This window comes from Streptomyces sp. NPDC048370, assembly GCF_043200825.1.
Taxonomy (GTDB): domain Bacteria; phylum Actinomycetota; class Actinomycetes; order Streptomycetales; family Streptomycetaceae; genus Streptomyces.
On record NZ_JBICYI010000003.1, the window covers coordinates 386042 to 409870 of the forward strand.

Consider the following 23829-nt stretch of genomic DNA (forward strand, 5'->3'; position numbering starts at 1 on the left):
TGCGATGAGGTACTCGGTGTGAGGGGCGCCCGCCCCTCACACCGGGCCCGCCCCCACACCCAAGCCTTCCCTGAACCGCGTGAACTGCTCCTCCGGGTCCCCCGTGTACGCCCACGGCACCCATGCCGCCCGCACGCCGAGCATCCCGAGCACCTCCCGCGCCACCTCCACCTGGCCCGCGTAGCAGGCCGCGTGCGCGAGGTAGTTGAGGTCCGGCACCTCCTCCGGCGCCACCGGCCCACCGGGATCCCGGCCGCCGATCCAGCGCTGGTGCGTCCGGCGCAGCTCGTCCACCGCCAGCTCGTGCTTCCAGTGCTGGTCGAAGCCGCGCACCGGGCCACGCCCCAGCGCCCCGTCCGCGATGTAGCGGTACTCCTCCACCCGCGCCACCTGCACCAGGACCGGCAGCGGCGAACCGGGCGGCGCCACGCCCGCCGCGTCCCGCGCGAAGTCGTACATCGCCCCGTGCGTGCCGTGCCACCGCGCCGACAGGTAGCGCATCACCTGCGCGTGACCCTCGGTGTTGTACGGGTCCCGGTGCCGCAACTCATCGAACCACTGCCGCAGTTGGCGGCGCTGCACCCCGCCGTCGTACAGCCGCGCCACCGAGAGCAGCGAGACCCACGGCATCGGGTCGGCGGGCGCCGCCTCCGCCGCCCGCAGACACGCGTCCACGGTCGTGTCGACCCGTGCCCGGTCCACGACCGTGCCCCGTCCGGCCGCGATCGCCGTGTCGAAGACCCGTACCACCTCGGTCGCCGCCCGCAGCACCGCGGCGTCCGGACTGTCGGGCTCGGCGGCGCGCCAGGCCTCCACCGACGAACTGCCCGCCGCCGCGTGGGCGAGGAGCCGTATCCGGTGCGTCCGGCGCGCCCAGTCGTCGCCCGTGTCGCGCAGCAGATCCCGTACGCCCTGCCAGCGGCCGATGACGATGTCGTGCCGCGCCTCGGTGAGCGCGCGGTCGCCGAAGTCCGGGTCGAAGACGGGGGTGAAGCGCGCGGAGCGCCCCGAGCGCGCCGATCGACGGAGTGCGGCCATCCAGGTCCTCCCTCGGACGTCGGAAGAAGTCAGAAGCCAAGAGTCGGAAAACGAAGGAGTGGGTGGGGCGGGCTTCGGCCATCTGACATCGGAAGCCCGTCGCCGGTTCCCGCCTCAGAAGTCCGTCGACAGCGATTCGTCCGCCCTGCGCGCCCTCGGCGTGCTCGGTGCGAACGGTTCCGCCGCCGCGAGGGCCCGAGCCGCGTCCAGCCGCGCCGGCCGGTAGTACGCGCTGCCCCGGCGCCAGTACACGAGCATCGGCACCACCCCCACGAGCAGCCCGCCGAGGCCCACGACCCGGGCCGTCATGGACAGTTCGCCGAGCGACTCGACGAACGCCCACAGCATGAACGCGGAGCCGAGGAGCGGCCAGACGCCGCCGATCAGGAAGTTCCGTACGGAGGTCAGCAGCATCCGCCGGTACGCGACGACGGCGGCGAGGCCCGCCAGGGCGTAGTAGAACGCGATGAGGAGGCCGATCGCGGAGACCGCGTCGCGCAGGATCCGGCTCATCGAACCGGCGGTCGCCGCCGCGCCGAACATCAGCAGCGCGGCGCCGCCGACGGAGGCGATCGCCACCCACGGGGTGTTCCAGCGCCGGTGCACGGTCCCGAGCGCGGCCGGCATCGTACGGTCGCGGCCCATCGCGAAGAGCGAGCGGGTCACCTGGATGAGGGTGGTCTCCAGGGTGGCGACCGTCGACAACAGCACGGCCACGACCAGCAGTTTGCCGCCGACGCCGGGCCAGATCTCCTGGCCGAGGACGGCCAGGACGTTCGCGCCGCCGGACTGGATCTGGTCCGAGGTCAGCAGCACGTTGACCGCGATCGTGAACGCCTCGAAGAGCAGGAAGACGACGCCGACGCCGACGAGCGCGGCGAGTCCTGCCGTACGGCGGCTGTCCCTGGTCTCCTCGCTGAGGTTGCTGGTGACGTCCCAGCCCCAGTAGTAGAACGCGGCGATCAGCGCGCCGGAGGCGAAGCCGGCCGGGCCGTCGAAGTGGCCGAAGCCGAGCCAGGACCAGTCGAAGGCGGTCGCGTGCCCCCGGTGCAGCAGGGCGGCCAGGATGAACGCGACGAGGATGAACATCTCGACGCCCGACATGAGCAGTTGGGCCCGTACGGTGAGCCGGGCGCCGCCCAGGACGACGAGCAGCATCATCAGGAACCAGCCGGCGCCGACGGCGGCGGCGAGCGGGGTGTTGTCGGCGAGGTCGGGGTCGATCAGGGAGAGCGTCAGGGCTCCGGCGGGCAGCGATCCGGCGACCATGAACACGGTCGCGGAGACGACGAGGGCCCAGCCGGAGAGGAAGCCGAGGAAGGGGTGGAGGGTGCGGCCCACCCAGGAGTATCCGGCGCCCGCGTTGACGTCGATCCGGCCGAGGCGCGCGTAGGCGAGGACGATGCCGAGCATCGGTATCGCGCAGTACAGCAGCGCCGCCGGTCCCGCCAGGCCGACCGCGCCGAAGAGCACGGCCGTCGTCGCGGCGAGCGAGTAGGCGGGCGCACTGCCCGCGACGGCCATGACGATGGTGTCGAAGGTCCCGAGGACATTGGGCTGGAGCCCTCTGCCGGTGGTGGTGCGCATGGCGGATGTCCTTGGGGGGCACGGGAGCGGTGCAGGACGAAGTGACCGTGCCGACCGAGTCGGTTGTTCGCCGGACCGCGCACGGATCAAGGTGAATCGAGCGCATCGTAGTCGCACGGACGGGTTCCGGTAACGGCGGCATGGAACGTTCCGTTCAGTGACCGCCGGTAAGGGCATCCGTGCGCCCCCGGCGGGGTGTTTAGGGGCTGTCCGGCGGATCCGGAGTGGCACGGGGAGTGGCGATGGCGCGGGCCGCCATGACCTCCTGGCGCAGCGGGGCGAGCACCCCTTCCTCGTCGCCGGTCAGCTCCGCCCGTACCTCCACCAACACGTCCGTGCCGCGCAGTCCGTCCGCGAGCTCGCGCAACTGCTCCTCCACGGCCGCCACTTCCTCCGGTTCGGGCGGGGGCGCTCCGTGGTTGACGCGGACCCGGGCGGCGGTCGTCGCGTCGACGATCCGTTCCACGGCGACGACCAGCGGCCACCAGGCGGAGGCGACGGTGCCGGTCGGCGGCGGTTCGGTCAGGGCGCGTTGGAACTCGGAGCGTACGGCGGACAGGTCGCGGTACAGCTTGCGCCGGGCCCGCACCCGGGCGCCCGGGTCCTCCTCCTCGGGCGCGCAGAACGCCCGCGCCACATAGGCCGCCGTGTCGGCGACGGAGTCGGCGAGCCGGTCGCCGATGCGGCTGTGCCAGGACTCGGGCCAGAGCAGATAGCCGGCGACGAGCGCGATCCCGCAGCCGATGAGGGAGTCGTAGAGCCGGGGCAGCACCAGGTCGAAGCCCTGCTGGTTGAGGAGGTCGGAGAGCAGCAGGATGACGGGGGTGATGGCCGCCGTCTGGAAGGCGTACCCCTTCGCGGAGAAGGCGGGGATCAGCGCGGCGAGCACGATCATCACCGGCACGTACCACCAGCCGCGCGGCACTTCGGCGAGGACGAGCGCGGCGGTGACGAGCCCGACGGCCGTGCCGAACGCGCGGAGCACGGCACGGGAGAAGACGGAGCCGAAGTCGGGCTTCATCACGAAGGTGACGGTGAGGGCGACCCAGTACGAGCGGGGTACGTCGAACACCGAGACCAGCGACTGGGCGAGGCCGATGCAGAGCGCGAGCCGCAGTCCGTACCGCCACGAGGCCTCGGAGAGCAGGACGCCCCGGACGGCGCGGCGCGCCCGTACGCGCAGGGCGGCGGGGCGGCCGAGGCGGTCGTCCACGTTGAAGGGGTTCGGCTCCGCCTTGTGGACGACGGTCGCCGCGTGACGCAGGGCGTGGTCGACGGCCTTCTCGGCGGGGCGGGTGGCCTCGGGGAGGTCAAGGACGGGGGTGCCGGTGCGGCCCTCCTCGACGGCGTCGGCGAGGTCGCGCACGGTGGCGGGGATCGCGGGCGGGAGGGGGCGGTGGAAGCGGAGTGCGGCGATGTGGGCGGCCGGGGCGGCCTCCACGAGCGGGATGACGGCGTTGAGCTGGGCGAGCAGCCGTACGAGGATCGGCGCGCGGCCGTGCTCGCGGGTGCGGCGGGCGAGGACGAGGTCGTACGACTGGTTGAGGGAGGTCGTGACGGCCTGCCGCCGCTCGTCGTACGCCGGTGTGCCGGCGGCTTCGAGGACGTCGGCGACGGCCCGGTAGGTGCCGGCCACGGCCGTCCGCTCGGGGGCGAGGCCGCGCAGCGGCCAGCCGAGCAGGGTCAGGACGAGGACGAAGGCGCCGCCGATGCCGAGCAGCAGGGGCGGTTTCCACCAGGGCTCGGGCATCGGGAGACCGGCCCCGACGACCGCGTTGAGGAGCAGGAGCAGCCCGGACACGGAGGCGACCGCGCCGACGGAGGAGATCATCCCGGAGACGAGCGCGATCAGGGTGAGCACGGCGACGGCGAGCCAGCCGTCGCCGTGCACGAGGGTGCCGAGGGTGACGCCGAGGGCGCCGAAGAGCTGGGGGACGGCGATGTTGTAGAACCGCATCCGGTACGCGTCGGCGGTGTCGCCGATGACCCCGGAGAGGGCCCCCATGGAGACCAGGGCCCCGTAGACGGGCTCGTCGACGGCGAAGCCCACGGCGAGCGGCGCGGACAGCGCGACGGAGGCACGGGCGACGGCGGCCCACGGAATCGGCGCGGCCGCGGGCCGCAGGCCGGCGGTGAGCCAGGCGGGCGGGGTGAGACGTCCGGGGCGTGCGGGGCGTGCCATGGGGTCACGGTACGCGGATTGTGGGGCTTCGCCCCGGTTCGGTCGCGGTGGCCTTCCACCTCCGGTCAGTTGCGGTAGCCCTCCACCTCTGCTGCCGGGCGGACCGCGGCCGTGTCCGGGTCTTCGCCGAACTCGGTCTTCGCGCGGCGCTGGCGCAACAGGTCCCAGGACTGGTCCAGTTGCACCTCCAGCTCGGCGAGCCGGGTCAGCTCCTCCGGGAGCAGGCCGCCCATGCGCTGACGCAGGGCCCGCTCCTCCTCGACGAGGGCGCCGATGTTCGCCAGGATCTGCTCGTCGTCGTGCATGTGGTCCATGTATTCAAGCGTGGCCGATCAGCGGCCCGCGTGCAGGTCGAGCCCGGTCAGGACGGCCCGGTGGTCCGAGCCCGGCAGGTCGAGGAAGCGGACCGAGCGGACCCGGAAGTCGTCGCTGACCAGCACATGGTCGATCTGGACGTACGGCGGAAGCGACAGCTCGCGCGGCCACGTCGGGGTCCTGGCGGCGCCCGCGAGGCGGGCCGCGTCGTGGAGCCGGCCCGCGTCGAGGACCGCGCGGAAGGCGGCGTGGTCCTGGGAGGCGTTGAAGTCGCCGGCCAGCAGCATCGGGGAGCCGGCGCGGTGTGCGGCGGCCGCGGACTCCGCCACCCGCCCCAGCTCGCGCTTCCACGCGTCGACCTGGCGGGGGATCGGCGGCAGCGGGTGCGCGAGGCGGAGCTCGACGCTCCGGCCACCGATCGTGGCGGTGGCGCCGGGCATCCCCATCGCCGCCGGGAGCGGGGGGCGCGCGGTCAGCGGGTACGCGCTGAGGATCACCGAGCCCGTCGAGCCCTCGCCGTCCACCACCACCCGGTGCGGGAGACCCGTACCGGGGTCCGTACCGGGGTCCGTACCGGGCGTGGCGCCGAGGGCGGCCGTGAGGGTGTCGACGCAGGCGCGGTCGCACTCGGAGACGTACACGAGCTGCGGCCGCTCCCGCCGTACCGCCTCGACGAGGGCGTCCGTCGCCTCGCCGAACTCGACGTTCGACGCCAGCACCCGGAGCCGCTCGACGACAGGGCCGCGGGCGCTCGTCGAGTCCGGCCCGTACGGCAGCGTGAACCAGGCCGTGGCCAGCAGGACGAGCACCGCCCAGCCGGCCAGGAGGCGGCGCCGGGCGGCCAGGGCGAGCAGCGCCGCGAGCGCGGCCGGGAGGGTGAGCCAGGGCAGGAACGACAGCGCCTGCGGTACGGGGGTCGGCGCGTCGGTGTCGAGGAGCCGGCAGCCGGTGACGACCGTCGGCACGGCCACGAGCAGACCGGCGGCCCAGGCGGCGAGACACCACCTGGGCCGGGGGTTCGTCGGGGCGGGTTCGGGCGCCGAGGACGGGTGAACTGCCAGGAGTTGCTCCACTCCGTCAGTGTCGCAGCGCCTGGGCCACCTCGGCCGTCGTCGTGCCCGACAGGGTGCGGTTGCTGCGCGCCGTACCGGCCTTGGACGTGCCCGGTTCGACGCCGTCGATGTTCAGGACGACCGCGTCGAGCAGATTCCCGCCGCCGTCACGGAAGTTGACCATGACGGTGTAGTCCGCGCTCTTGTCCTGCGGGTTGGTGGCGGTGATCTCGGCCGTGGTCCGGTCCCCGTCGGTCTTCGTGGGACCCGCCTTCACGTCGCCGGTGGCGTTCACCCCGTCCTTGACCTGGTTCATCTTCTCCTCGGCCGCCGAGGCCACGGCCGCCGTCGCCGAGGAGACGATGTCGCCCGCCTTCTGCTGGTCCTCCTCGGTGCAGCCGGTGACGGCCACGGCGAGGAGGACGGCGGCGGACGCGGCGAGCGTGCGCGTACGGATCACACCGTGTCCTTGCGGAAGGAGGTGTCGTCCGAGACGAGCGCCCAGATCACGAAGATCGAGACGGCCATGGAGAACAGCGCCCACCAGGGGTGGTAGGGCAGGAACATGAACTGGGCGATGACGTTCAGGGAGGCCAGGACGATGCCGCCCATCCGTCCCCACTCGGAGCCCTTGAGGATCCCTGCGCCGGCCGCGGCGACCAGGATGCCGAGGATCAGATGGATCCAGCCCCAGCTGGTCAGGTCGAACTTGAAGACGTAGTCGCCGACGCGCTGGTAGACGTCGTCCTCGGCGATGGCGGCGATGCCCTGGAGGATGTCCAGGATGCCGATGACCACCATCAGGACACCGGCGAAGAGGGTGCCGCTGGACGCCCATGCTGCGCCGGAACCGTTGCTCTGCTTCCGGGGAGGTGCGGTGTTCTGGCTCATGGGCTCATCGTCCGGGCGCCGCCCCGGGAGCGGCCTCTTCAGCTGGGCCGATCGAGTGAGTCGAGGAACGTGGCAAGGGCCGCGTCGAACTCCTCCGGCCGCTCCAGGTTCGGCATGTGCGCCGCCCGCTCGACGACCACGAGCGTGGAGTGGGGCAGCGCCGCGTGCATCGCCTCCGCGTCCGCCACCGGCGTGAACGCGTCGTCGCGGCCGACCACGACCAGGGCCGGTACGGAGACGGTGGTCAGCAGCGCGCGGTAGTCGGGGCGCTCGGCGCGGCCGCGCAGCGCCGCCGCCGCGCCCTCCGGGGCGGTGTCGCGCATCATCCGGTGGACGTGGGGCGCGACGTGCGTGTTGTACGGGGCGACCATCCGGTCCAGGACCTCGTCGGCGTACCCCCGCATGCCCTCGCGGACGAGCCGCTCGGCCGTCGCGTACCGGCCGGCCCTGCCCTCCTCGGTCTCGGCGGCGGGGAACGTGTCGGCGAGGACAAGGCCGCGGATCCGGTCCGGGAAGCGGCGGTAGCACTCCATGACGATCTGGCCGCCCATGGAGAGACCGCCGAGCACGAACTCCTCGACGCCCAGGTGGTCCAGGAGCGCCGCGAGGTCGTCGGCGAAGACGGAGAGCGGGGTGGTGCCGGGGACGACGGTGGTGGCGCCGTAGCCGCGCAGATCGGGGGCGAGGACCCGGTGCGTGGCCGAGAAGCGGTCGATCTGGTGCCGCCACATCGAGCGGTCGAAGGGATGGCCGTGGATCAGGACGAGCGCGGGTCCTGCGCCCTCGGGCCCCTTGTCCTCGTAGCCGATCGTGATTCCGTTGATCTCTGCGGAAGGCATGGTCAGAGGCTAGGCAGAGGCTCGTCCTCGGTGCAATGAGATCCTTTGCTCTCGGTGCAATGACCCTGGAGGCCCAGGGTCGTGCGCGAGGGCGGAACACCGAGGGCGGAACACCGAGGGAGGCATACCGGTGGAGGAGTACCGGCGGATCGCCGATCTGATCGCGCGGCGGATCACGGACGGGCGGCTGCGCCCGGGCGACCGGCTGCCCCCGCAGCGGGTGCTCGCGCGCCGCCACCGGATCGCCGACTCCACGGCGATCCGGGTGTACGGAGAGCTGGCGCGGCGCGGTCTCGTCGTCGGCGAGGTGGGGCGCGGGACGTTCGTACGGGCGGCTCCGCCGCCGCCGGGTGCCGCGCTCGCGCTCGCCGAGGCGAGCGGGGACGCGCCGGTCGACCTCCAGCTCAACTACCCGGTGGCGGAAGGGCAGTCGGAGCTGATGGCCCGGGCGCTCGCCGCGCTCGCCCGCGCCGACGTCCTGGGCGGGGAGACCAGCCGTCCGGCGGCGGCCACGGGCACACCGGAGGCGCGTGCCGCCGCCGCGCGGGTGCTCGCGCGGCCGGGCTGGGCCCCCGACCCCGACCGGGTGCTCTTCGCGGGCAACGGCCGTCAGGCCATCGCGGCGGCGCTCGCCGCGCTCGTACCGCCCGGTGGCGCGCTGGGCGTCGAGGCGTTGACGTATCCGCTGGTCAAGACGGTCGCGGAGCGGCTCGGGGTACGGCTCGTGCCGATCGGGCTCGACGGGGAGGGGATGCGGCCTGACGCCCTGGCGGCCGCCCACCGCGCGGGCCCGCTCTCCGCCGTGTACGTCCAGCCGACGCTGCACAACCCGCTGTCCCTGACGGCGGGTCCGGGGCGGCGGGCCGAACTGGCGGAGGTGCTGCGGGAGTCGGGCCTGACCGCGATCGAGGACACCACCTGGGCCTTCCTCGTCCCGGACGCCCCGGCGCCGCTCGCCGCGTACGCCCCGGAGCGTGTGGTGCTGGTGGACAGCCTCTCCAAGCGCCTCGCGCCCGGTCTCACCGTCGGCCACCTCGTCGCGCCGGAGGGGGCCGAAGCGCCGACGGTGGAGGACCTCGCGCGGGCGCTGCGCTCCGGCGCGTGGACGGCGGGCGGCCTCGCGCTCGCGGCGGCGACCCGGTGGGCGGCGGACGGCACGGTCGACGCGCTCGTGGCGGCGAAGCGCGCGGACGCGGCGGCCCGGCACGCGCTGGTGGTGCGGCACCTGGGCGCGTACCGGATCCGCACCTCGCCGCACGCGTACTACTGCTGGTGGGAGCTGCCGGCGCCCTGGCGGGCGGAGACCTTCGTGGCCGCGGCGGCGGAGCGGGGCATCGCGCTGACCCCGGGCCCCGCGTTCGCGGTGGACGGGCGGGGGCGCGGGCCGGTCCCGGGGCGCGGGCTCGCGCGCGGGGCGGCGGACGCGGTCCGGGTGGGGCTGGCCTCGCCGCCGGTACAGGTCCTGGCGGGGGCGCTCGCGCGGCTCGCGGAGCTCGTGGAGCGGGGGCCGGACGGAGAGGGGTTGCCGCATCTATTCTAGATATCTAATATCCAGGATATGAGGATGAACGAGGGCGTCGAGTGGGCGTTGCACAGCTGCCTCAACCTGGCCTGGATCGGGCCGGAGCGGGCGGTGACGGCGGCGCGTCTCGCCGCCTACCACGAGTTGCCCGCGGCCTACCTCAACAAGCAGCTCCAGGCGCTCACCCGGGCCGGGATCCTGACCTCCGCCTCCGGCCCCAAGGGCGGCTTCCGCCTTGCGCGACCGCTGGACCGGATCACCCTGATGGACGTCGTCACGGCGATCGAGGGCCCGGGAGAGGCCTTCCGCTGCGGCGAGATCCGGCAGCAGGGTCCGGGCGCGGGCCCGGCGGACGGGTACGCCGCCGAGTGCGCGATCGCGGGCGCGATGGGCGCGGCGGAGCTGGCCTGGCGGCGGGAGCTGGCGGCCCGGACGCTGGACGGCGTACGGGAGCGGGCGGAGCGACAGGCGCCGTCGGCCCCGGACCGCATCCGGCGCTGGTTCGCCAACGTCTGAACCTCGTCCGCGTCCGAGCGGACTACGAGCCGGCTTCGAGCCGACGCGTGGGGTGGCGCCCTCCTCGGCGGGCTGATCACCGACGCGACCAGGCTCACCGCGGTGCTCTCCACGGGCGCCGCGCTCACTCCGGCCGCCTGCCTGACGGCCGTACTCTCCGGAAGGAAGCCCACCTCATGAGCACCGACACCACGACCGTCACGGCCGACCGGCGCACCATCACCAACCCGCCCACCCTCCACGACCCCTCGGCCTTCGGCTACAGCCACGCGGTCTCCGCGCCCGGTGAACTCGTCTTCATCGGCGGCCAGTACGCCTCCGACGCGACCGGCTCCCCCGTCCCCGGGGACTTCGCCGCCCAGGTCGAGCAGGCCTTCACCAACCTCCGGCTCGCCCTCGAAGGCGTCGGGCTCGGCTTCGAGCACGTCGTGCGCCTCGGCTCGTACATCGTCGACCACGACCTCGCGAAGCTGGAGGTGCTGGGCAAGGCGCTGCACGGCGCCTTCGGGGACCGGCTGCCCGCGCAGACGCTCAGCGGCGTCGCCTCCCTGGCGCTGCCCGGGATGCTCTTCGAGATCGACGCGGTCGCGGTACGCCCCGCGAGCTGACCCGGCGGGCCGGTCCCGGCCCCCGTCCGGGTTGCGGGGGCGGGGGCTCCGGGTGTGCCCTTGAGGATGAGTGGTGAGGGGGGCGAGAGCGAAGGAGCGCCTGCCATGGCCGCACACGCAGCGGTACCGACGCGACGGCACATGAGCACCCACGGCTGGGGCCTGCCCGTGACGCTGGGCTTCGCCTACGGCATCTACGCCGCCGCCATCCAGCGCTCCGGAGGCGTCATCACCTGGGGCCAGGTCGTCCTCGGACTGGTCTCCGGAGTGGTGCTCGCCGGCGCGGTGTACGCGCTGCGGCACATGGGCCGCACCCTGCCGCGCGAACTGCGCGCGGCGGCCTGGGCGGTGCTCGCCGGCTGCGCGATCGGCTTCCTCTTCAGCCTGTCCGACGCGAGCGTCCTGTCCGGGGCGATCCTCGGCCTGGTGGTGGCGGCGGGCACCTTCGTCACCGCGTTCTACCTCTTCTACACGCACGAGCCTGCCTGAACGGCTCCACGCACGAGCCTGCCTGAGCGGCCGTTCCGGCGGGAACGCCCCGGGTGGCGTCGGGTCGCCACCCCGGGCGTCGCCACCCCGGGCGTCGCCCGACGGCCCGGCGGGCCTCCGCCGTAGGCCGGAGCCCCGCCCCGCCCCACGCACAGGCGTTCCCCTGGCATCCCGGCCACCTTCGTCGGAGACTGGTTGAAGCGCACTCGCACCCGGCAGCCGGGAGGACATCGCATGACCGACCTCGCCATCGAGACCGAGGGCCTGGTCAAGGTCTTCGGCACGAACCGTGCCGTCGACGGCATCGACCTCCGCGTACCCGCCGGGACCGTCTACGGCGTCCTCGGGCCGAACGGCGCCGGGAAGACCACGGCCGTGAAGATGCTCGCGACCCTGCTGCGCCCCGACGGCGGCCGGGCGCGCGTCTTCGGCAAGGACGTCGTCAAGGACGCCGACACCGTGCGCGGGCGCGTCAGCCTCACCGGGCAGTACGCCTCCGTGGACGAGGACCTCACCGGCACCGAGAACCTCGTCCTGCTCGCCAGACTCCTCGGCCACACCCGCCCCGACGCCCGTGAGCGCTCGGCGCAGCTGCTCGAAGCGTTCGGGCTCGCGGAGGCCGCCGACAAGCAGATCAAGAACTACTCGGGCGGCATGCGGCGCCGTATCGACATCGCCGCGTCCATCCTCAACACCCCCGACCTGCTCTTCCTCGACGAACCGACGACCGGCCTCGACCCGCGCAGCCGCAACCAGGTCTGGGACATCGTCCGCGCCGTGGTCGCCCAGGGCACCACGGTCATGCTCACCACCCAGTACCTGGACGAGGCGGACCAGCTGGCCTCCCGTATCGCCGTCATCGACCACGGCAAGGTCATCGCGGAGGGCACGAAGGGCGAGCTGAAGGCGTCCGTCGGCTCGGGTTCGGTGCACGTACGGCTCCGGGACCCCGAGCAGCGCCCGGAGGCCGAGCGGCTCCTGCGGGAGGCCCTGAAGGCCACCGTGCAGCTCGACCCGGACCCGGTCGCGCTCACCGCCACCGTGAACGGCCACGGCACGGACCTGGGGGCCGCGGAGCAGGCCGCCCGGGCGCTCTCGGAGCTGGCGCGGGCGGGGATCACGGTCGACAACTTCGGGCTCGGCCAGCCCAGCCTCGACGAGGTGTTCCTGGCGCTGACGGACAGGAAGGGAACGGCGGCATGACCACCGTCACCACCGGCAAGGACCAGCAGGCCACCGACACCCTCGACTTCGTCGCCCCGAAGGCGGACGAGCTCGCGGCGCTGCTCGTCGGGCACTCACGCCCGCCGCGCCCGAGCGCGCTCTCCGCGTCGCTGACCTTCGGCTGGCGGGCCATGCTGAAGATCAAGCACGTGCCGGAGCAGCTGTTCGACGTGACGGCGTTCCCGATCATGATGGTGCTGATGTACACGTACCTCTTCGGAGGTGCGCTGGCCGGCTCGGTCTCGGAGTACATCCAGTTCCTGCTGCCCGGCATCCTCGTGATGAGCGTCGTGATGATCACGATGTACACGGGTGTCTCGGTCAACACCGACATCGAGAAGGGCGTCTTCGACCGCTTCCGTACGCTGCCGATCTGGCGACCCGCGCCGATGGTCGGCTATCTGCTGGGCGATGTCGTGCGCTATCTGATCGCCTCGGCGGTCATGCTCACCGTCGGCGTGCTCATCGGCTACCGGCCGGACGGCGGGATCGTGGGTGTGCTGCTCGGGGTCGCGCTGCTGGTGGTGTTCGCGTTCTCGTTCTCGTGGATCTGGACCATGTTCGGGCTCATGCTGCGCAGCGAGAAGTCGGTCATGGGCGTCAGCATGATGGTGATCTTCCCGCTGACGTTCCTGTCCAACGTCTTCGTCGACCCGAAGACGATGCCCGGCTGGCTGCAGGCCTTCGTGAACAACAGCCCGGTGACGCATCTGGCGACGGCGGTACGGGAGTTGATGGCCGGGAACTGGCCGGCGGCGGACATCGCCTGGTCCCTGGGGTGGTCGGCGCTGTTCGTGGTGGTCTTCGGGGCGGTCACGATGCGGCTCTACAACAACAAGTGACGTTCCGCGAGGGCGGTCAGGCGTTCCGCGGGGTGGTCTGCTGGACCGCCCAGCGGTTGCCGTCCGGGTCGGCGAAGTAGACGAAGGAGCCCCAGGGCTGGTCGTCGATCTCGGTGACCTCGATGCCGCGCCCGGTGAGGTCGGCGTGGGCGGCCTCGATGTCCGTGACGACGACCTGCATGTTGTCGAGGGAGCCCGGGGCCATCTCCGTGATGCCCTTGCCGAAGGCGATCGAGCAGGCCGAGCCGGGCGGGGTCATCTGGACGAAGCGGATGTCGTCGCTGACCGGGATGTCGTGGTCGGCGTGGAACCCCACCTGCTCGTAGAAGGCCTTGGCCCGGTCGATGTCGGTGACGGGTACGCCGATCAGTTCCAGCTTGATGTCCATGAGGGCATCATGCTCCCGCCGGGTCCCTGTCGCACGGCAAACCCGGTCAATCGCCCCGTACGACCACCACCGGACACGGCGCGTGCTGGGCCACCCTGGTGGAGACGGAGCCGAGGACCGCGGCCTTGAAGCCCGCGTGGCCGCGGTCGCCGACGACCAGCAGGGAGGCGCCCTCGGCCTGGTCGACCAGGGCCTGGGCCGGGTTGCCGCCGACGACCGTACGGGTCACGCCGGCGGCGACGGCCGGGTCGAGGGCCTTGGTCAGGCACTCGTCCAGGATCTGATGCGCGAGCTGCTCCGGGTCGAAGTCCGGCGGTACTCCGGCCGCTGCCGACCAGGACGCCGGGTACTCCCAGCCGATCACCGCATGGAGTGAGTCCCCCGTGAGGGCGGCCTGCCCGGCCGCCCACTTCAGCGCCTTCAGGGAGGGCTCCGAACCGTCCACGCCCACCACGATCCTGCCGGCCATGTCGATCTCCGTTCGCTGTACGGCACATCAGCCCCCGACGTCCCCAACGTAACAAAGACGGTCAATCCAGGCGCAGGTCGGCGAGCTGCCGCTCGAAGGGCACGACCTCGTCGTCCGCGTCCCCGGCCGGGCCCCTGGCCGCGACCAGGTCGGCGAGTTCGTGCCCGGCCCGGGCGATCCGGGACGGCAGGCCGTCCCCGCCGAAGCCGATGGGAAGCGTTCCGTCGCCGCCCGAACCCCAGTCCTCCGAGGCCGCGTAGACGGCCGTCGGGACGACGAGGGCCCGCAGATAGGCGAAGAGCGGGCGCAGCGCGTGGTCGAGGACGAGGGAGTGACGGGCCGTGCCGCCGGTGGCGCCGACAAGGACCGGCTTGCCGGTCAGCGCGGCCGGGTCGATCAGGTCGAAGAAGGACTTGAACAGACCGCTGTACGAGGCGGTGAAGACGGGCGTCACCGCGATCACCCCGTCGGCGCCGGTCACCGCGTCGATCGCGTCCTGGAGCTGCCCCGAGGGGAAGCCCGTCACGAAGTTCTTCGCGATGTCGACGGCCAGGTCGCGCAGCTCGACCATCCGGACCTCGACGGCGTACTCCTGCTCGGTCAGCCGCCGCTCGGCCGCCGTGGCGAGGCGGTCGGCGAGCAGCCGGGTGGAGGAGGGCGCGCTGAGCCCGGCGGACACGGCGACCAGCTTCAGGGTCTGCATGACTTACGCCTCCTGCGACGAGGTGCGGGCGGTGACGGCGGGGTGGAGCGGGGCGGTCTCCGGGACGTCGGCGGGCCGCAGGTTGGCGAACTCCTTGCGCAGGACCGGAACGACCTCCTCGCCGAGGATGTCGAGCTGCTCCAGGACCGTCTTCAGGGGCAGGCCGGCGTGGTCGACCAGGAAGAGCTGGCGCTGGTAGTCGCCGACGTACTCCCGGAAGGACAGGGTGCGTTCGACGACCTCCTGCGGGGAGCCGACGGTGAGCGGGGTCTCGCGGGTGAACTCCTCCAGGGAGGGACCGTGGCCGTAGACGGGCGCGTTGTCGAAGTACGGGCGGAACTCCCGTACGGCGTCCTGGGAGTTCTTCCGCATGAAGACCTGGCCGCCGAGGCCGACGATCGCCTGCTCGGGGGTGCCGTGGCCGTAGTGCGCGTACCGCTGGCGGTAGAGCCGGACCATTTTCTCGGTGTGCTGCTTGGGCCAGAAGATGTGGTTGGCGAAGAAGCCGTCGCCGTAGTACGCGGCCTGCTCGGCGATCTCGGGGGAGCGGATCGAGCCGTGCCAGACGAACGGCGGGACGCCGTCCAGCGGGCGGGGCGTCGAGGTGAAGCCCTGCAGCGCGCTGCGGAACTTGCCCTCCCAGTCGACCACGCCCTCCCTCCACAGCCTGTGGAGGAGCGCGTAGTTCTCGATGGCCAGCGGGATGCCCTGGCGGATGTCCTGGCCGAACCACGGGTAGACGGGGCCGGTGTTGCCGCGTCCCATCATCAGGTCGACGCGTCCGTCGGCGAGGTGCTGGAGGGTGGCGTAGTCCTCGGCGATCTTCACCGGGTCGTTGGTGGTGATCAGCGTCGTGGAGGTCGACAGGATCAGGTTCTCGGTCCGCGCGGCGATGTGGCCGAGGAGGGTGGTGGGGGAGGACGGCACGAAGGGCGGGTTGTGGTGCTCGCCGGTGGCGAAGACGTCGAGCCCGACCTCCTCCGCCTTCAGCGCGATGGCGACGGTGTTCTTGATCCGCTCGTGCTCGCTCTGGGTGCGGCCGGTCGTGGGGTCGGTCGTCACGTCACCGACGGTGAAGATCCCGAACTGCATCGCGCTCACCTCTCGTCGCGGGGCCTTGAGGCCTGTTGGTTGAATCGTAAACTATCCCGCTCAACCACGCACCCCCGCGTCCCATTCCCGACCGCCTCCGATCCGCCGACCGCCTCCGACCCTCCGCCTCGATCCCCCGGCCGAGTCCCGCCCCGACCCGTACTCTGGTGCCCATGGCCGACGACTACGAGCGCTGGAAGGAACGAGGCGTCGCGCTGCGCGTCTTCGTGTACGTCTTCGCCACGCACGCGTTCGCGGGCTTCGTGTGGCTGCTCTTCTACGTCGGGCAGAACGCCCAGAAGTAGGGTCCGCACCGGGCTCCCGTAGAGTTCGCCGACGTGAACGGTGCGATATCGGTCGTCGGGATCGGCGCGGACGGCTGGGACGGCCTTCCCGCGCGTTCCCGCCGCGTCCTCGGCTCCGCCGAGGTCCTGATCGGCGGCCCCCGGCAGCTCGATCTGCTGCCCGCCGCCGAGTGCCCCGGCGAGCGGATCGCCTGGCCCTCGCCGCTGCGGCCCGCCGTGCCCGGCCTCTTCGCCGCGCACGAGGGGCGCACGATCGCGGTCCTCGCCAGCGGGGACCCGACGTTCTACGGGATCGGGCGCACGCTCGCCGAGACGGTCGGCGCCGAGCGCCTGAACGTCCTGCCGCACCCCTCCTCCGTCTCGTACGCCTGCGCCCGCCTGGGCTGGGCCCTGGAGGCCGTGGAGACGGTCTCGCTGGTGGGCCGGCCCCTCGCCGGGCTCTCCGCCTCCCTGCACGACGGCCGCCGGCTCCTCGTGCTCAGCGCGGGCGCCGAGACCCCGGCCGAGGTCGCGGGACTGCTCCGGGAGAAGGGCTTCGGAGGGACCCGGATGCGCGTTCTCCAGCAGCTCGGCTCCGACCGCGAGCGGATCGTGGACGGTGTGGACGGCACGGCGGACACCTGGCCGCACGAGAGGGTCGACCCCCTGAACGTGATCGCCCTCGACCTCGTCCGCTCCCCCGAGGCCCTGCGCCTGGGCGCCGTACCGGGGCTGCCGGACGAGGCGTACGAGCACGACGGCCAGCTCACCAAGCGGTACGTGCGGGCGGCGACGCTCGCCGCGCTCGCGCCCGCACCCGGGGAGCTGCTGTGGGACATCGGCGGCGGCTCGGGCTCGATCGGCGTCGAGTGGATGCGTACGGACCGGTCCTGCCGGGCGGTGGCCGTCGAGAAGGACCCGGTACGGGCGGCGCGGATCACCCGTAACGCGGCCGCCCTCGGCGTCCCCGCGCTCCAGGTCGTCACGGCCTCCGCCCCCGACGGTCTCGCGGCCCTCCCCACCCCCGACGCGGTGTTCATCGGCGGCGGGCTGACCGCCCCCGGCCTGCTCGACGCCTGTTGGGGCGCGCTGCCGGCGGGCGGACGCCTCGTCGCCAACACCGTGACCCTGGAGTCCGAGGCGCTGCTCGCACGCTGGTACGGCGAGCACGGCGGGGAGCTGGTCAGGCTCGCCGTCGCCCAGGCCGTCCCGGTGGGCGGCTTCACCGGCTGGCGGCAGGCGATGCCCGTCACGCAGTGGTCCGTAACGAAAGCAGGAGCTGGAGCATGACCGTCTACTTCATCGGCGCGGGCCCGGGCGCGGCCGACCTGATCACGCTGCGGGGCGCCCGCACCCTGGCCTCCTGCGAGGTCTGCCTCTACGCGGGCTCCCTGGTGCCGCGCGAGCTGCTCGCCGAGTGCCCGCCGGACGCGCGCCTGGTGGACACGGCGGACCTGGACCTGGACCGGATCGTCGCCGAGTTCGTCCGCGCCCACGAGGCCGGGCAGGACGTGGCGCGACTGCACTCGGGCGACCCGTCCGTCTTCAGCGCCGTCGCGGAGCAGATGCGGCGCCTCGACGCGCTGGACATTCCGTACGAGGTCGTGCCGGGCGTCCCCGCGTTCGCGGCGGCGGCCGCCGCGCTCAAGCGCGAGCTGACCGTCCCGACGGTCGGCCAGACGGTGATCCTCACCCGCATCGCCCAGCAGGCCACCCCGATGCCGGAAGGCGAGGACCTGGCGACCCTCGGCCGCAGCGGCGCCCTCCTGGTGCTGCACCTGGCGGCCCGGTACGTCGACCGGGTCGTCGCCGAGCTGGAGCCGCACTACGGCACGGACTGCCCGGCGGCGGTCGTGGCGATGGCCAGCCGCCCCGACGAGGTCGTGCTGCGGGGCACCCTGGCGGACATCGCGGAGCAGACGAAGGCGGCCGGGATCACGAAGACGGCGGTGATCCTGGTCGGCCGCACCCTGGCGGCCTCGCAGTTCCGCGACAGCCACCTCTACGACCCGGCGCGGGAGCGGCACGTCTGCTGAGAAGCGTTCCGCGGAACTCGCCGCGGAACTCGCCGCGGAACTCTCCTCCGGAATCTCCTGCGAAATCGTTTCCTCTCGTCGGTCACATCCGATCGCGGTGACGCGTCAGTGAGTCGACCGACGAGAGGAAACGAAGATGCGCACCCTGCCCGTTACCGCCCTTGCCGCCCTGCTCCTTGCCGGAGCGACGGTTCCCGCCGCGTCCGCCGAGGCCGCCGAGCGGGGTGGGGCGCGCTGGAACGGCGCGTGGACGGCGGCCGTGCAGCGGCCCTCCACCAACTTCTACCCGAACTGGTCGCAGGAGGGATTCGAGAACCACTCCGTACGCCAGGTGCTCCGGGTCTCCGCCGACGGCGGCGACCTGCGGATCCGGGTCTCCAACGCCTACGGCACGACCCCGCTCCGGCTCACCGGGGCCGGCGTCGCCCGGGCCGGCGACGGGGCCGCGGTGAAGCCCGGGACGGTCAGGACCGTCCGCTTCGAGGGGGCCGCGTCGGTGACGGTCCCCGCCGGGGCGAAGGCGGTCAGCGACACCGTCCGGCTCCCCGTGAAGGCGGGCGAGCGGCTGACCGTGACCCTGTACTTCGCGGCGGCGACAGGCCCTGCGACCTACCACGACCTGGCCCAGGGGATCTCGTACCGCGCGAGCGGCGACCACCTGCGGGACACGGGCGCGGGCGCCTACACGGAGACCAGCAGGTCCTGGTACCACCTGGAGGGCGTGGAGGTGGCGGGCGCCCCCACGCGGCGGGCGGTCGTGACCTTCGGCGACTCGATCACCGACGGCTACGGCGCGACGCCGGGCGCCGACGACCGCTACCCGGACCAGCTGTCCCGCCGCCTCGCCGCCGCCGGCACTCCGCGGCCGGTCCTGAACCTCGGCATCGGCGGCAACCGGGTCCTCAACGACTCCGCCTGCTTCGGCGAGAAGGCCACCGCCCGCTTCGCGCGTGACGTCCTCAACCAGCCCCGGGTGGGCACGGTCGTCGTCCTGGAGGGGACGAACGACCTGCTGTTCGGGTACGCGGACCCGAAGTACTTCCCGTGCGCCGTCCCGAACACCAAGGTGACGGCGGCGCAGCTCATCGAGGGCCACCGCGCGCTGATCCGCGCGGCCCACGCCGGGGGGATCCGGGCGGTCGGCGGCACGATGATCCCGGTCAAGGGCTCGAAGACCGACGTGCTCCAGTACCCGGCGGAGGCGTTCGACGAGATCGAGGCGGTCCGCGACGAGGTCAACGACTGGATCCGTACGAGCGGGGAGTACGACGCGGTCGTCGACTTCGACCGCGCCCTGGCCGACCCGGCCCCCGGCAGGTCGGACCTGCTGAACCCGGACTACGACTTCGGTGACGGCGTCCACCCGAACGCGGCGGGCTACGACGCGATGGCGCGGGCCGTGGACCTGAACGCCCTGTGACGCGAACGCCGTGTGACGCGTCCTGTGACGCGCCCGGGCCGGACACCCCACGGGTGTCCGGCCCCGGCGGCTCTCAGGCGTTCGGCCGCTTGCCGTGATTCGCCTTCTTCTTCTTGCGGGCTCGCTTCTTGTTGCCGCGCTTCGCCATGGGACTCCCTCTCGATAGGGGTTCTGCCGTGGCCAGCCTAGGTTCGGGGCGGTGCCCACCGCATCCGCTGTGCGGGTATTGCCACGGACGGGTTCGCTACGGACCCGCCGGTGACGAGCGGCCCACGACCGTGCCCGCGCGGTCGATGCAGACGACGTCGACCGCGACCGGAGCGCCGCGCAGGACCGCGAGGGCCTCGTCGCGGGAGCGGGCGGCCACCAGGTCGCCGAGGGGGACGCCGGCGGCCTCGCAGAGGCGGAGGGCCGCCAGGCCCGTGTTCGCGGCCCCGATCTCCTCGGCGAGGGCCTCGGAGGCGCCGCCCGTGCGGGCCAGGTCCGCGAGGAAGCCCTTGTCGACCTGCGAGCGGGCCGAGTGGAGGTCCAGGTGGCCGGCGGCCAGCTTGGAGAGCTTGGCGAAGCCGCCGCAGATCGTGAGGCGGTCGACCGGATGCCGGCGGATGTACTTCAGGACCGCGCCCGCGAAGTCGCCCATGTCGAGCAGGGCGATCTCCGGCAGGTCGTACAGCGTCGTCACCGTCTTCTCGGACGTGGAGCCGGTGCAGCCCGCCACGTGGGTGAGGCCGGCCGCGCGGGCCACGTCCACCCCGCGGCGGATGGAGTCGATCCAGGCCGAGCAGGAGTACGGCACGACGACGCCGGTCGTCCCCAGGATCGACAGACCGCCGAGGATGCCGATCCGCGGGTTCCAGGTGGAGCGGGCGATCTCCTCGCCGTGGTCGACGGAGACCGTGATCTCCACGTCGCCGCCGCCCCCGTGTGCCGCGGCGACCTCCGCCACGTGCTCGCGCATCATCTGGCGCGGCACCGGGTTGATCGCCGGCTCGCCGACCTCCAGGGGCAGCCCGGGCAGCGTCACCGTACCGACGCCTGGACCGGCCCGGAAGACGACGCCCGAGCCGGCCGGGAGGATCCGTACCGTCGAGCGGATCAGCGCGCCGTGCGTGACGTCCGGGTCGTCGCCCGCGTCCTTCACGACCGCCGCCATGGCCGCGCCGCCGGACAGCTCCTCCGCCGCGAGCGCGAACGCGGGCCGCTGGCCCTTCGGCAGCGTGATCGTCACCGGGTCGGGGAAGTCGCCGGTCAGCAGCGCCGTGTACGCGGCCGTCGTCGCCGCCGTCGCACAGGCACCGGTGGTCCAGCCCGGGCGCAGACCCGTGTGCTTGAGTTGGGCGTCGCGCCCACCGCTCCCGCCGCCCGCACTCATGAAGGGACTCCCATGGCTCCCGTGCACGTACTCATTCTCGGCGGGACCACCGAGGCCCGCGCCCTCGCGGCCGCCCTGCACCCCGGCGTCCGGGTCACCAGCTCCCTCGCCGGGCGCGTCGCCGAGCCCCGGCTGCCGGTCGGCGAGGTCCGGATCGGCGGCTTCGGAGGCGTGGCGGGGCTCGCGGCGTGGGTGCGCGAGCACCGTGTGGACGCGGTCATCGACGCCACCCATCCCTTCGCGGAGACCATGAGCTTCAACGCGGCCCGGGCGGCCGCCACCGCCCATGTTCCCCTGCTGGCCCTCCGCCGCCCCGGCTGGGTACCGGAGGCCGGCGACCACTGGCACCCGGTGGGCTCCCTGGACGAGGCGGCGCGGGCCCTGACCGGCCTCGGCGACCGGGTGTTCCTGACGACCGGGCGGATGGGGCTCGCCGCCTTCGCCGACTGCCCGCAGTGGTTCCTCGTCCGGTCGGTCGACGCCCCGGACGCCCCCATGCCGGCCCGCACCGAAGTCCTCCTGGACCGGGGCCCCTTCACCCTTGACGGCGAGCGCGACCTCCTGCGCCGCCACCGCATCGACGTCCTGGTCACCAAGGACAGCGGCGGCGCGGCGACGTCCCCGAAACTCCACGCGGCCCGCGAGGCCGGCATCCCGGTCGTCGTCGTCCGCCGCCCACCGATCCCGGAGGGCGTGGAGACGGCCGCCTCCCCGGAGGCGGCGGCCGCTTGGGTGCAAGCCGGGTTCGTCGGGAGCTGACCGGCCCTGTTGGGCACGGCCGCTCCCGTGGCGGCCGCCTTGCCGTGACGGCTCCCGTCACGCCTCCGGGTAGCGCCTCGGCGTCCACGTGATCGTGCGGCCGTCGCCGCGTTCGACCGCCCGCGTCTGCGAGGAGCCGATCAGCAGCAACGTCCGCATGTCGACCTCGCTCGGCTCCAGGGCCTTCAGGGTCACCACCCGCACCGACTGCTCCGGGCCGCCGACGTCCCGCGCCACGACCACCGGGGTCTCGGGCGAGCGGAGTTCGAGCAGCAGCTCGCGGGCGGCCGCCACCTGGTGCGTACGGGACTTGGAGCCCGGGTTGTAGAGCGCCAGGACGAGGTCCGCCTCGGCCGCCGCGCGCAGTCGGGCGGCGATGACCTCCCAGGGCTTGAGCCGGTCGGAGAGAGAGATCGTGGCGTAGTCGTGGCCGAGCGGGGCGCCCGCCGCGGCCGCCGCCGCATTCGCGGCCGTCACACCCGGCAGGACCCGTACGGGAACGTCCGCGTAGGCGGGGTCGGACGCCACCTCCAGGACCGCCGTCGCCATGGCGAAGACGCCCGGGTCGCCGCCGGAGACGACCGCGACCCGCCGCCCGCGCCGCGCCAGGTCGAGCGCGAACTCGGCGCGCTCGGACTCGACCTTGTTGTCCGAGCCGTGCCGCCGCTGCCCGGGACGCAGCGCCGGGACGCGGTCCAGGTACGTGGTGTAGCCGACGAGGTCGTCGGCGTTGACGAGCGCGCCGCGCGACTCAGGCGTCAGCCAGGGCGCGCCCGCGGGCCCTGTGCCGACGACGACGACCTCGCCGCCGGTCTCCCGTGCGTCGGGCGTCACCGCGTCGATACGGGAGGGCAGCACGGCCACCGAGAAGTACGGGACGGTCTCCGGGTCGACCTCGGCGAGTTCGGCGGTCCGCTCGCCCGCCATGAACGCCCGCTCCACGTACCGCGCGTCCTCCAGCCGGCCCGCCCGCTCCAGGGCGCGCCGTACGGTCGGGAACGTGCGGCCGAGCTTCATCACGACCGCCGAGTCGGTGCCCGCGAGCCGGGCCGTCAGCTCGTCCTCCGGCAGCGTGCCGGGGATGATCGTCAGGACCTCCTCCGCCTCGCACAGCGGCTCCCCGAGCCGGGCGGCCGCCGCGCTGACGGAGGTGACACCGGGGATGACGGTGGTGTCGTAGCGGTGCGCGAGCCGCTTGTGCATGTGCTGGTACGAGCCGTAGAAGAGCGGGTCGCCCTCGGCGAGCACGGCGACGGTGCGACCGGCGTCCAGGTGGGCTGCGAGGCGGGCCGCGGCCTCCTCGTAGAAGTCGTCGAGCGCGCCCCGGTAGCCGCCGGGGTGGTCCGTGGTCTCGACCGTGAGCGGGTACATCAGCCGCTCCTCGATCTGGTCGCCGCGGATGTGCTCGGCCGCTATCGAGCGCGCGATGGAACGGCCGTGGCGGGCCGAGTGGTACGCGACGACGTCGGCGGACCCGATGGCCTTCACCGCGGCCACCGTCATCAGGTTCGGGTCGCCGGGCCCGAGGCCGACCCCGTAGAGCCGTCCGGGGGTGTGCGCGCTCATGCCTGGATCTCCGCTTCGTGGGCGAGGGCGTTGATCGCGGCGGCGGTCATGGCGCTGCCGCCGCGCCGGCCGCGTACGACGAGGTAGTCGAGGCCGAGCTGCTGCGCGGCGAGGGCGTCCTTGGACTCGGCGGCGCCGATGAACCCGACCGGGATGCCGAGGACGGCCGCCGGGCGCGGCGCGCCCTTGGCGATCATCTCCAGGAGGTGGAAGAGCGCGGTGGGCGCGTTGCCGATGGCGACGACGGAGCCTTCGAGGCGGTCGCGCCAGAGTTCGAGGGCGGCGGCGCTGCGGGTGGTGCCGAGTTCGGCGGCGAGCGCGGGCACGGACGGGTCGGAGAGCGTGCAGACGACCTCGTTGTCGGCGGGCAGTCGCCTGCGGGTGACGCCGCTTGCGACCATCTGCGCGTCGCAGAGGATCGGCGCGCCGGCGCGCAGGGCGGCGCGGGCGCGGGTGACGACCTGGGGGGAGTGGGCGATGTCGCGCACGAGGTCGGTCATGCCGCAGGCGTGGATCATGCGGACGGCGACCTGGGCGACGTCGGCGGGCAGACCCGCGAGGTCCGCCTCGGCGCGGATCGTGGCAAAGGACTGGCGGTAGATCTCCGCGCCGTCCTTCTCGTAGTCGAACATCCT

The 23829-nt window shown here is 73.3% G+C and carries 27 protein-coding genes; 11 read left to right on the plus strand and 16 right to left on the minus strand.

Translation table 11 applies throughout. The annotated features are described in order from the left end of the window. Positions 1-36: 36 nt before the first annotated feature. The 8 genes from ACGFYP_RS09090 to ACGFYP_RS09125 all read right to left on the minus strand — a co-directional run bounded on the left by ACGFYP_RS09090 (position 37) and on the right by ACGFYP_RS09125 (position 7904). Positions 37-1038: a hypothetical protein gene (locus ACGFYP_RS09090; protein WP_393488223.1), complete on the minus strand. Its 1002-nt coding sequence runs from the start codon at positions 1036-1038 to the stop codon at positions 37-39. Between the two features lie 114 nt (positions 1039-1152). Continuing rightward, the gene (locus tag ACGFYP_RS09095) at positions 1153-2625 is read right to left on the minus strand and encodes an APC family permease (RefSeq protein WP_393488225.1); all 1473 of its coding nucleotides are present in this window, start codon (positions 2623-2625) and stop codon (positions 1153-1155) included. A gap of 199 nt (positions 2626-2824) precedes the next feature. Then, the gene (locus ACGFYP_RS09100) at positions 2825-4807 is read right to left on the minus strand and encodes an FUSC family protein (protein WP_393488227.1); all 1983 of its coding nucleotides are present in this window, start codon (positions 4805-4807) and stop codon (positions 2825-2827) included. A 65-nt stretch (positions 4808-4872) separates the two neighbouring features. Next, entirely contained in the window at positions 4873-5112 is a 240-nt protein-coding gene (locus tag ACGFYP_RS09105) for a DUF2630 family protein (protein WP_361960256.1), read from the minus strand. Between the two features lie 27 nt (positions 5113-5139). Continuing rightward, a complete protein-coding gene (locus ACGFYP_RS09110; RefSeq protein WP_393488229.1) occupies positions 5140-6195 on the minus strand; it encodes an endonuclease/exonuclease/phosphatase family protein in 1056 nt (351 codons plus the stop codon). 4 nt (positions 6196-6199) lie between these two features. Beyond that, the gene (locus tag ACGFYP_RS09115; protein ID WP_393488231.1) at positions 6200-6634 is read right to left on the minus strand and encodes a hypothetical protein; all 435 of its coding nucleotides are present in this window, start codon (positions 6632-6634) and stop codon (positions 6200-6202) included. Further along, positions 6631-7065, minus strand: a complete 435-nt coding sequence (locus ACGFYP_RS09120; protein ID WP_393488234.1) for a hypothetical protein — start codon at positions 7063-7065, stop codon at positions 6631-6633. The genes ACGFYP_RS09115 and ACGFYP_RS09120 overlap by 4 nt, the downstream gene beginning before the upstream one ends. Positions 7066-7103: 38 nt before the next feature. Then, positions 7104-7904 carry an alpha/beta fold hydrolase gene (locus tag ACGFYP_RS09125; RefSeq protein WP_393488237.1) on the minus strand — a complete coding sequence of 267 codons (801 nt, stop codon included), beginning with the start codon at positions 7902-7904 and terminating at the stop codon, positions 7104-7106. A gap of 130 nt (positions 7905-8034) precedes the next feature. Between ACGFYP_RS09125 and ACGFYP_RS09130 the strand changes: the two genes are divergently transcribed. The 6 genes from ACGFYP_RS09130 to ACGFYP_RS09155 all read left to right on the plus strand — a co-directional run bounded on the left by ACGFYP_RS09130 (position 8035) and on the right by ACGFYP_RS09155 (position 13105). Continuing rightward, complete coding sequence (locus ACGFYP_RS09130; RefSeq protein ID WP_393488239.1) at positions 8035-9444, plus strand: PLP-dependent aminotransferase family protein; 1410 nt, start codon at positions 8035-8037, stop codon at positions 9442-9444. 24 nt (positions 9445-9468) lie between these two features. Then, positions 9469-9942: an RrF2 family transcriptional regulator gene (locus ACGFYP_RS09135; RefSeq protein ID WP_393489150.1), complete on the plus strand. Its 474-nt coding sequence runs from the start codon at positions 9469-9471 to the stop codon at positions 9940-9942. Positions 9943-10118: 176 nt separating this feature from the next. Then, positions 10119-10550: a RidA family protein gene (locus ACGFYP_RS09140; RefSeq protein WP_393488241.1), complete on the plus strand. Its 432-nt coding sequence runs from the start codon at positions 10119-10121 to the stop codon at positions 10548-10550. Positions 10551-10655: 105 nt separating this feature from the next. Beyond that, positions 10656-11039 (plus strand): hypothetical protein, encoded by a 384-nt coding sequence (locus ACGFYP_RS09145; RefSeq protein ID WP_361959884.1) that lies wholly within the window; start codon positions 10656-10658, stop codon positions 11037-11039. A 234-nt stretch (positions 11040-11273) separates the two neighbouring features. After that, the gene (locus ACGFYP_RS09150; RefSeq protein ID WP_393488244.1) at positions 11274-12242 is read left to right on the plus strand and encodes an ATP-binding cassette domain-containing protein; all 969 of its coding nucleotides are present in this window, start codon (positions 11274-11276) and stop codon (positions 12240-12242) included. After that, entirely contained in the window at positions 12239-13105 is an 867-nt protein-coding gene (locus ACGFYP_RS09155) for an ABC transporter permease (protein WP_393488246.1), read from the plus strand. The genes ACGFYP_RS09150 and ACGFYP_RS09155 overlap by 4 nt, the downstream gene beginning before the upstream one ends. Positions 13106-13121: 16 nt before the next feature. Here ACGFYP_RS09155 and ACGFYP_RS09160 read toward each other — a convergent pair whose 3' ends face one another. The 4 genes from ACGFYP_RS09160 to ACGFYP_RS09175 form a co-directional block, all read right to left on the minus strand. Further along, positions 13122-13493: a VOC family protein gene (locus ACGFYP_RS09160; protein WP_361959875.1), complete on the minus strand. Its 372-nt coding sequence runs from the start codon at positions 13491-13493 to the stop codon at positions 13122-13124. Between the two features lie 46 nt (positions 13494-13539). After that, on the minus strand, positions 13540-13962 hold the full coding sequence (locus ACGFYP_RS09165; RefSeq protein WP_393488249.1) for a universal stress protein: 423 nt from the start codon (positions 13960-13962) through the stop codon (positions 13540-13542). A 61-nt stretch (positions 13963-14023) separates the two neighbouring features. Further along, entirely contained in the window at positions 14024-14665 is a 642-nt protein-coding gene (locus ACGFYP_RS09170) for an FMN reductase (RefSeq protein ID WP_393488251.1), read from the minus strand. A gap of 3 nt (positions 14666-14668) precedes the next feature. Beyond that, positions 14669-15757 (minus strand): LLM class flavin-dependent oxidoreductase, encoded by a 1089-nt coding sequence (locus ACGFYP_RS09175; protein WP_393488255.1) that lies wholly within the window; start codon positions 15755-15757, stop codon positions 14669-14671. Between the two features lie 173 nt (positions 15758-15930). On the opposite strand from ACGFYP_RS09175, the gene ACGFYP_RS09180 reads away from it, so the two are divergent. The 4 genes from ACGFYP_RS09180 to ACGFYP_RS09195 all read left to right on the plus strand — a co-directional run bounded on the left by ACGFYP_RS09180 (position 15931) and on the right by ACGFYP_RS09195 (position 19497). Beyond that, complete coding sequence (locus ACGFYP_RS09180) at positions 15931-16062, plus strand: DUF6126 family protein (RefSeq protein WP_361959863.1); 132 nt, start codon at positions 15931-15933, stop codon at positions 16060-16062. A 33-nt stretch (positions 16063-16095) separates the two neighbouring features. Beyond that, positions 16096-17331: a precorrin-6y C5,15-methyltransferase (decarboxylating) subunit CbiE gene (gene cbiE / locus ACGFYP_RS09185; protein WP_393488260.1), complete on the plus strand. Its 1236-nt coding sequence runs from the start codon at positions 16096-16098 to the stop codon at positions 17329-17331. Then, positions 17328-18077: a precorrin-4 C(11)-methyltransferase gene (gene cobM / locus ACGFYP_RS09190; protein ID WP_361959857.1), complete on the plus strand. Its 750-nt coding sequence runs from the start codon at positions 17328-17330 to the stop codon at positions 18075-18077. The genes cbiE and cobM overlap by 4 nt, the downstream gene beginning before the upstream one ends. Positions 18078-18213: 136 nt before the next feature. Next, a complete protein-coding gene (locus tag ACGFYP_RS09195) occupies positions 18214-19497 on the plus strand; it encodes an SGNH/GDSL hydrolase family protein (protein ID WP_393488263.1) in 1284 nt (427 codons plus the stop codon). Positions 19498-19570: 73 nt separating this feature from the next. On the opposite strand, the gene ACGFYP_RS09200 is transcribed toward ACGFYP_RS09195, so the two are convergent. Then, positions 19571-19645 (minus strand): 50S ribosomal protein bL37, encoded by a 75-nt coding sequence (locus tag ACGFYP_RS09200; protein WP_099895366.1) that lies wholly within the window; start codon positions 19643-19645, stop codon positions 19571-19573. Between the two features lie 96 nt (positions 19646-19741). Further along, positions 19742-20869, minus strand: a complete 1128-nt coding sequence (locus ACGFYP_RS09205; RefSeq protein WP_393488265.1) for a cobalt-precorrin-5B (C(1))-methyltransferase — start codon at positions 20867-20869, stop codon at positions 19742-19744. Between the two features lie 21 nt (positions 20870-20890). Here ACGFYP_RS09205 and ACGFYP_RS09210 point away from each other — a divergent pair, with 21 nt between their 5' ends. Then, complete coding sequence (locus ACGFYP_RS09210; protein ID WP_393488268.1) at positions 20891-21628, plus strand: cobalt-precorrin-6A reductase; 738 nt, start codon at positions 20891-20893, stop codon at positions 21626-21628. A 57-nt stretch (positions 21629-21685) separates the two neighbouring features. Here the strand turns inward: ACGFYP_RS09210 and ACGFYP_RS09215 are convergent, their stop codons facing one another. Both ACGFYP_RS09215 and ACGFYP_RS09220 read right to left on the minus strand, forming a co-directional pair. Beyond that, entirely contained in the window at positions 21686-23194 is a 1509-nt protein-coding gene (locus ACGFYP_RS09215) for a precorrin-2 C(20)-methyltransferase (RefSeq protein WP_393488270.1), read from the minus strand. Further along, entirely contained in the window at positions 23191-23826 is a 636-nt protein-coding gene (locus ACGFYP_RS09220) for a precorrin-8X methylmutase (protein ID WP_393489157.1), read from the minus strand. Before ACGFYP_RS09220 ends, ACGFYP_RS09215 begins: the two co-directional genes overlap by 4 nt. Positions 23827-23829 lie beyond the last annotated feature (3 nt).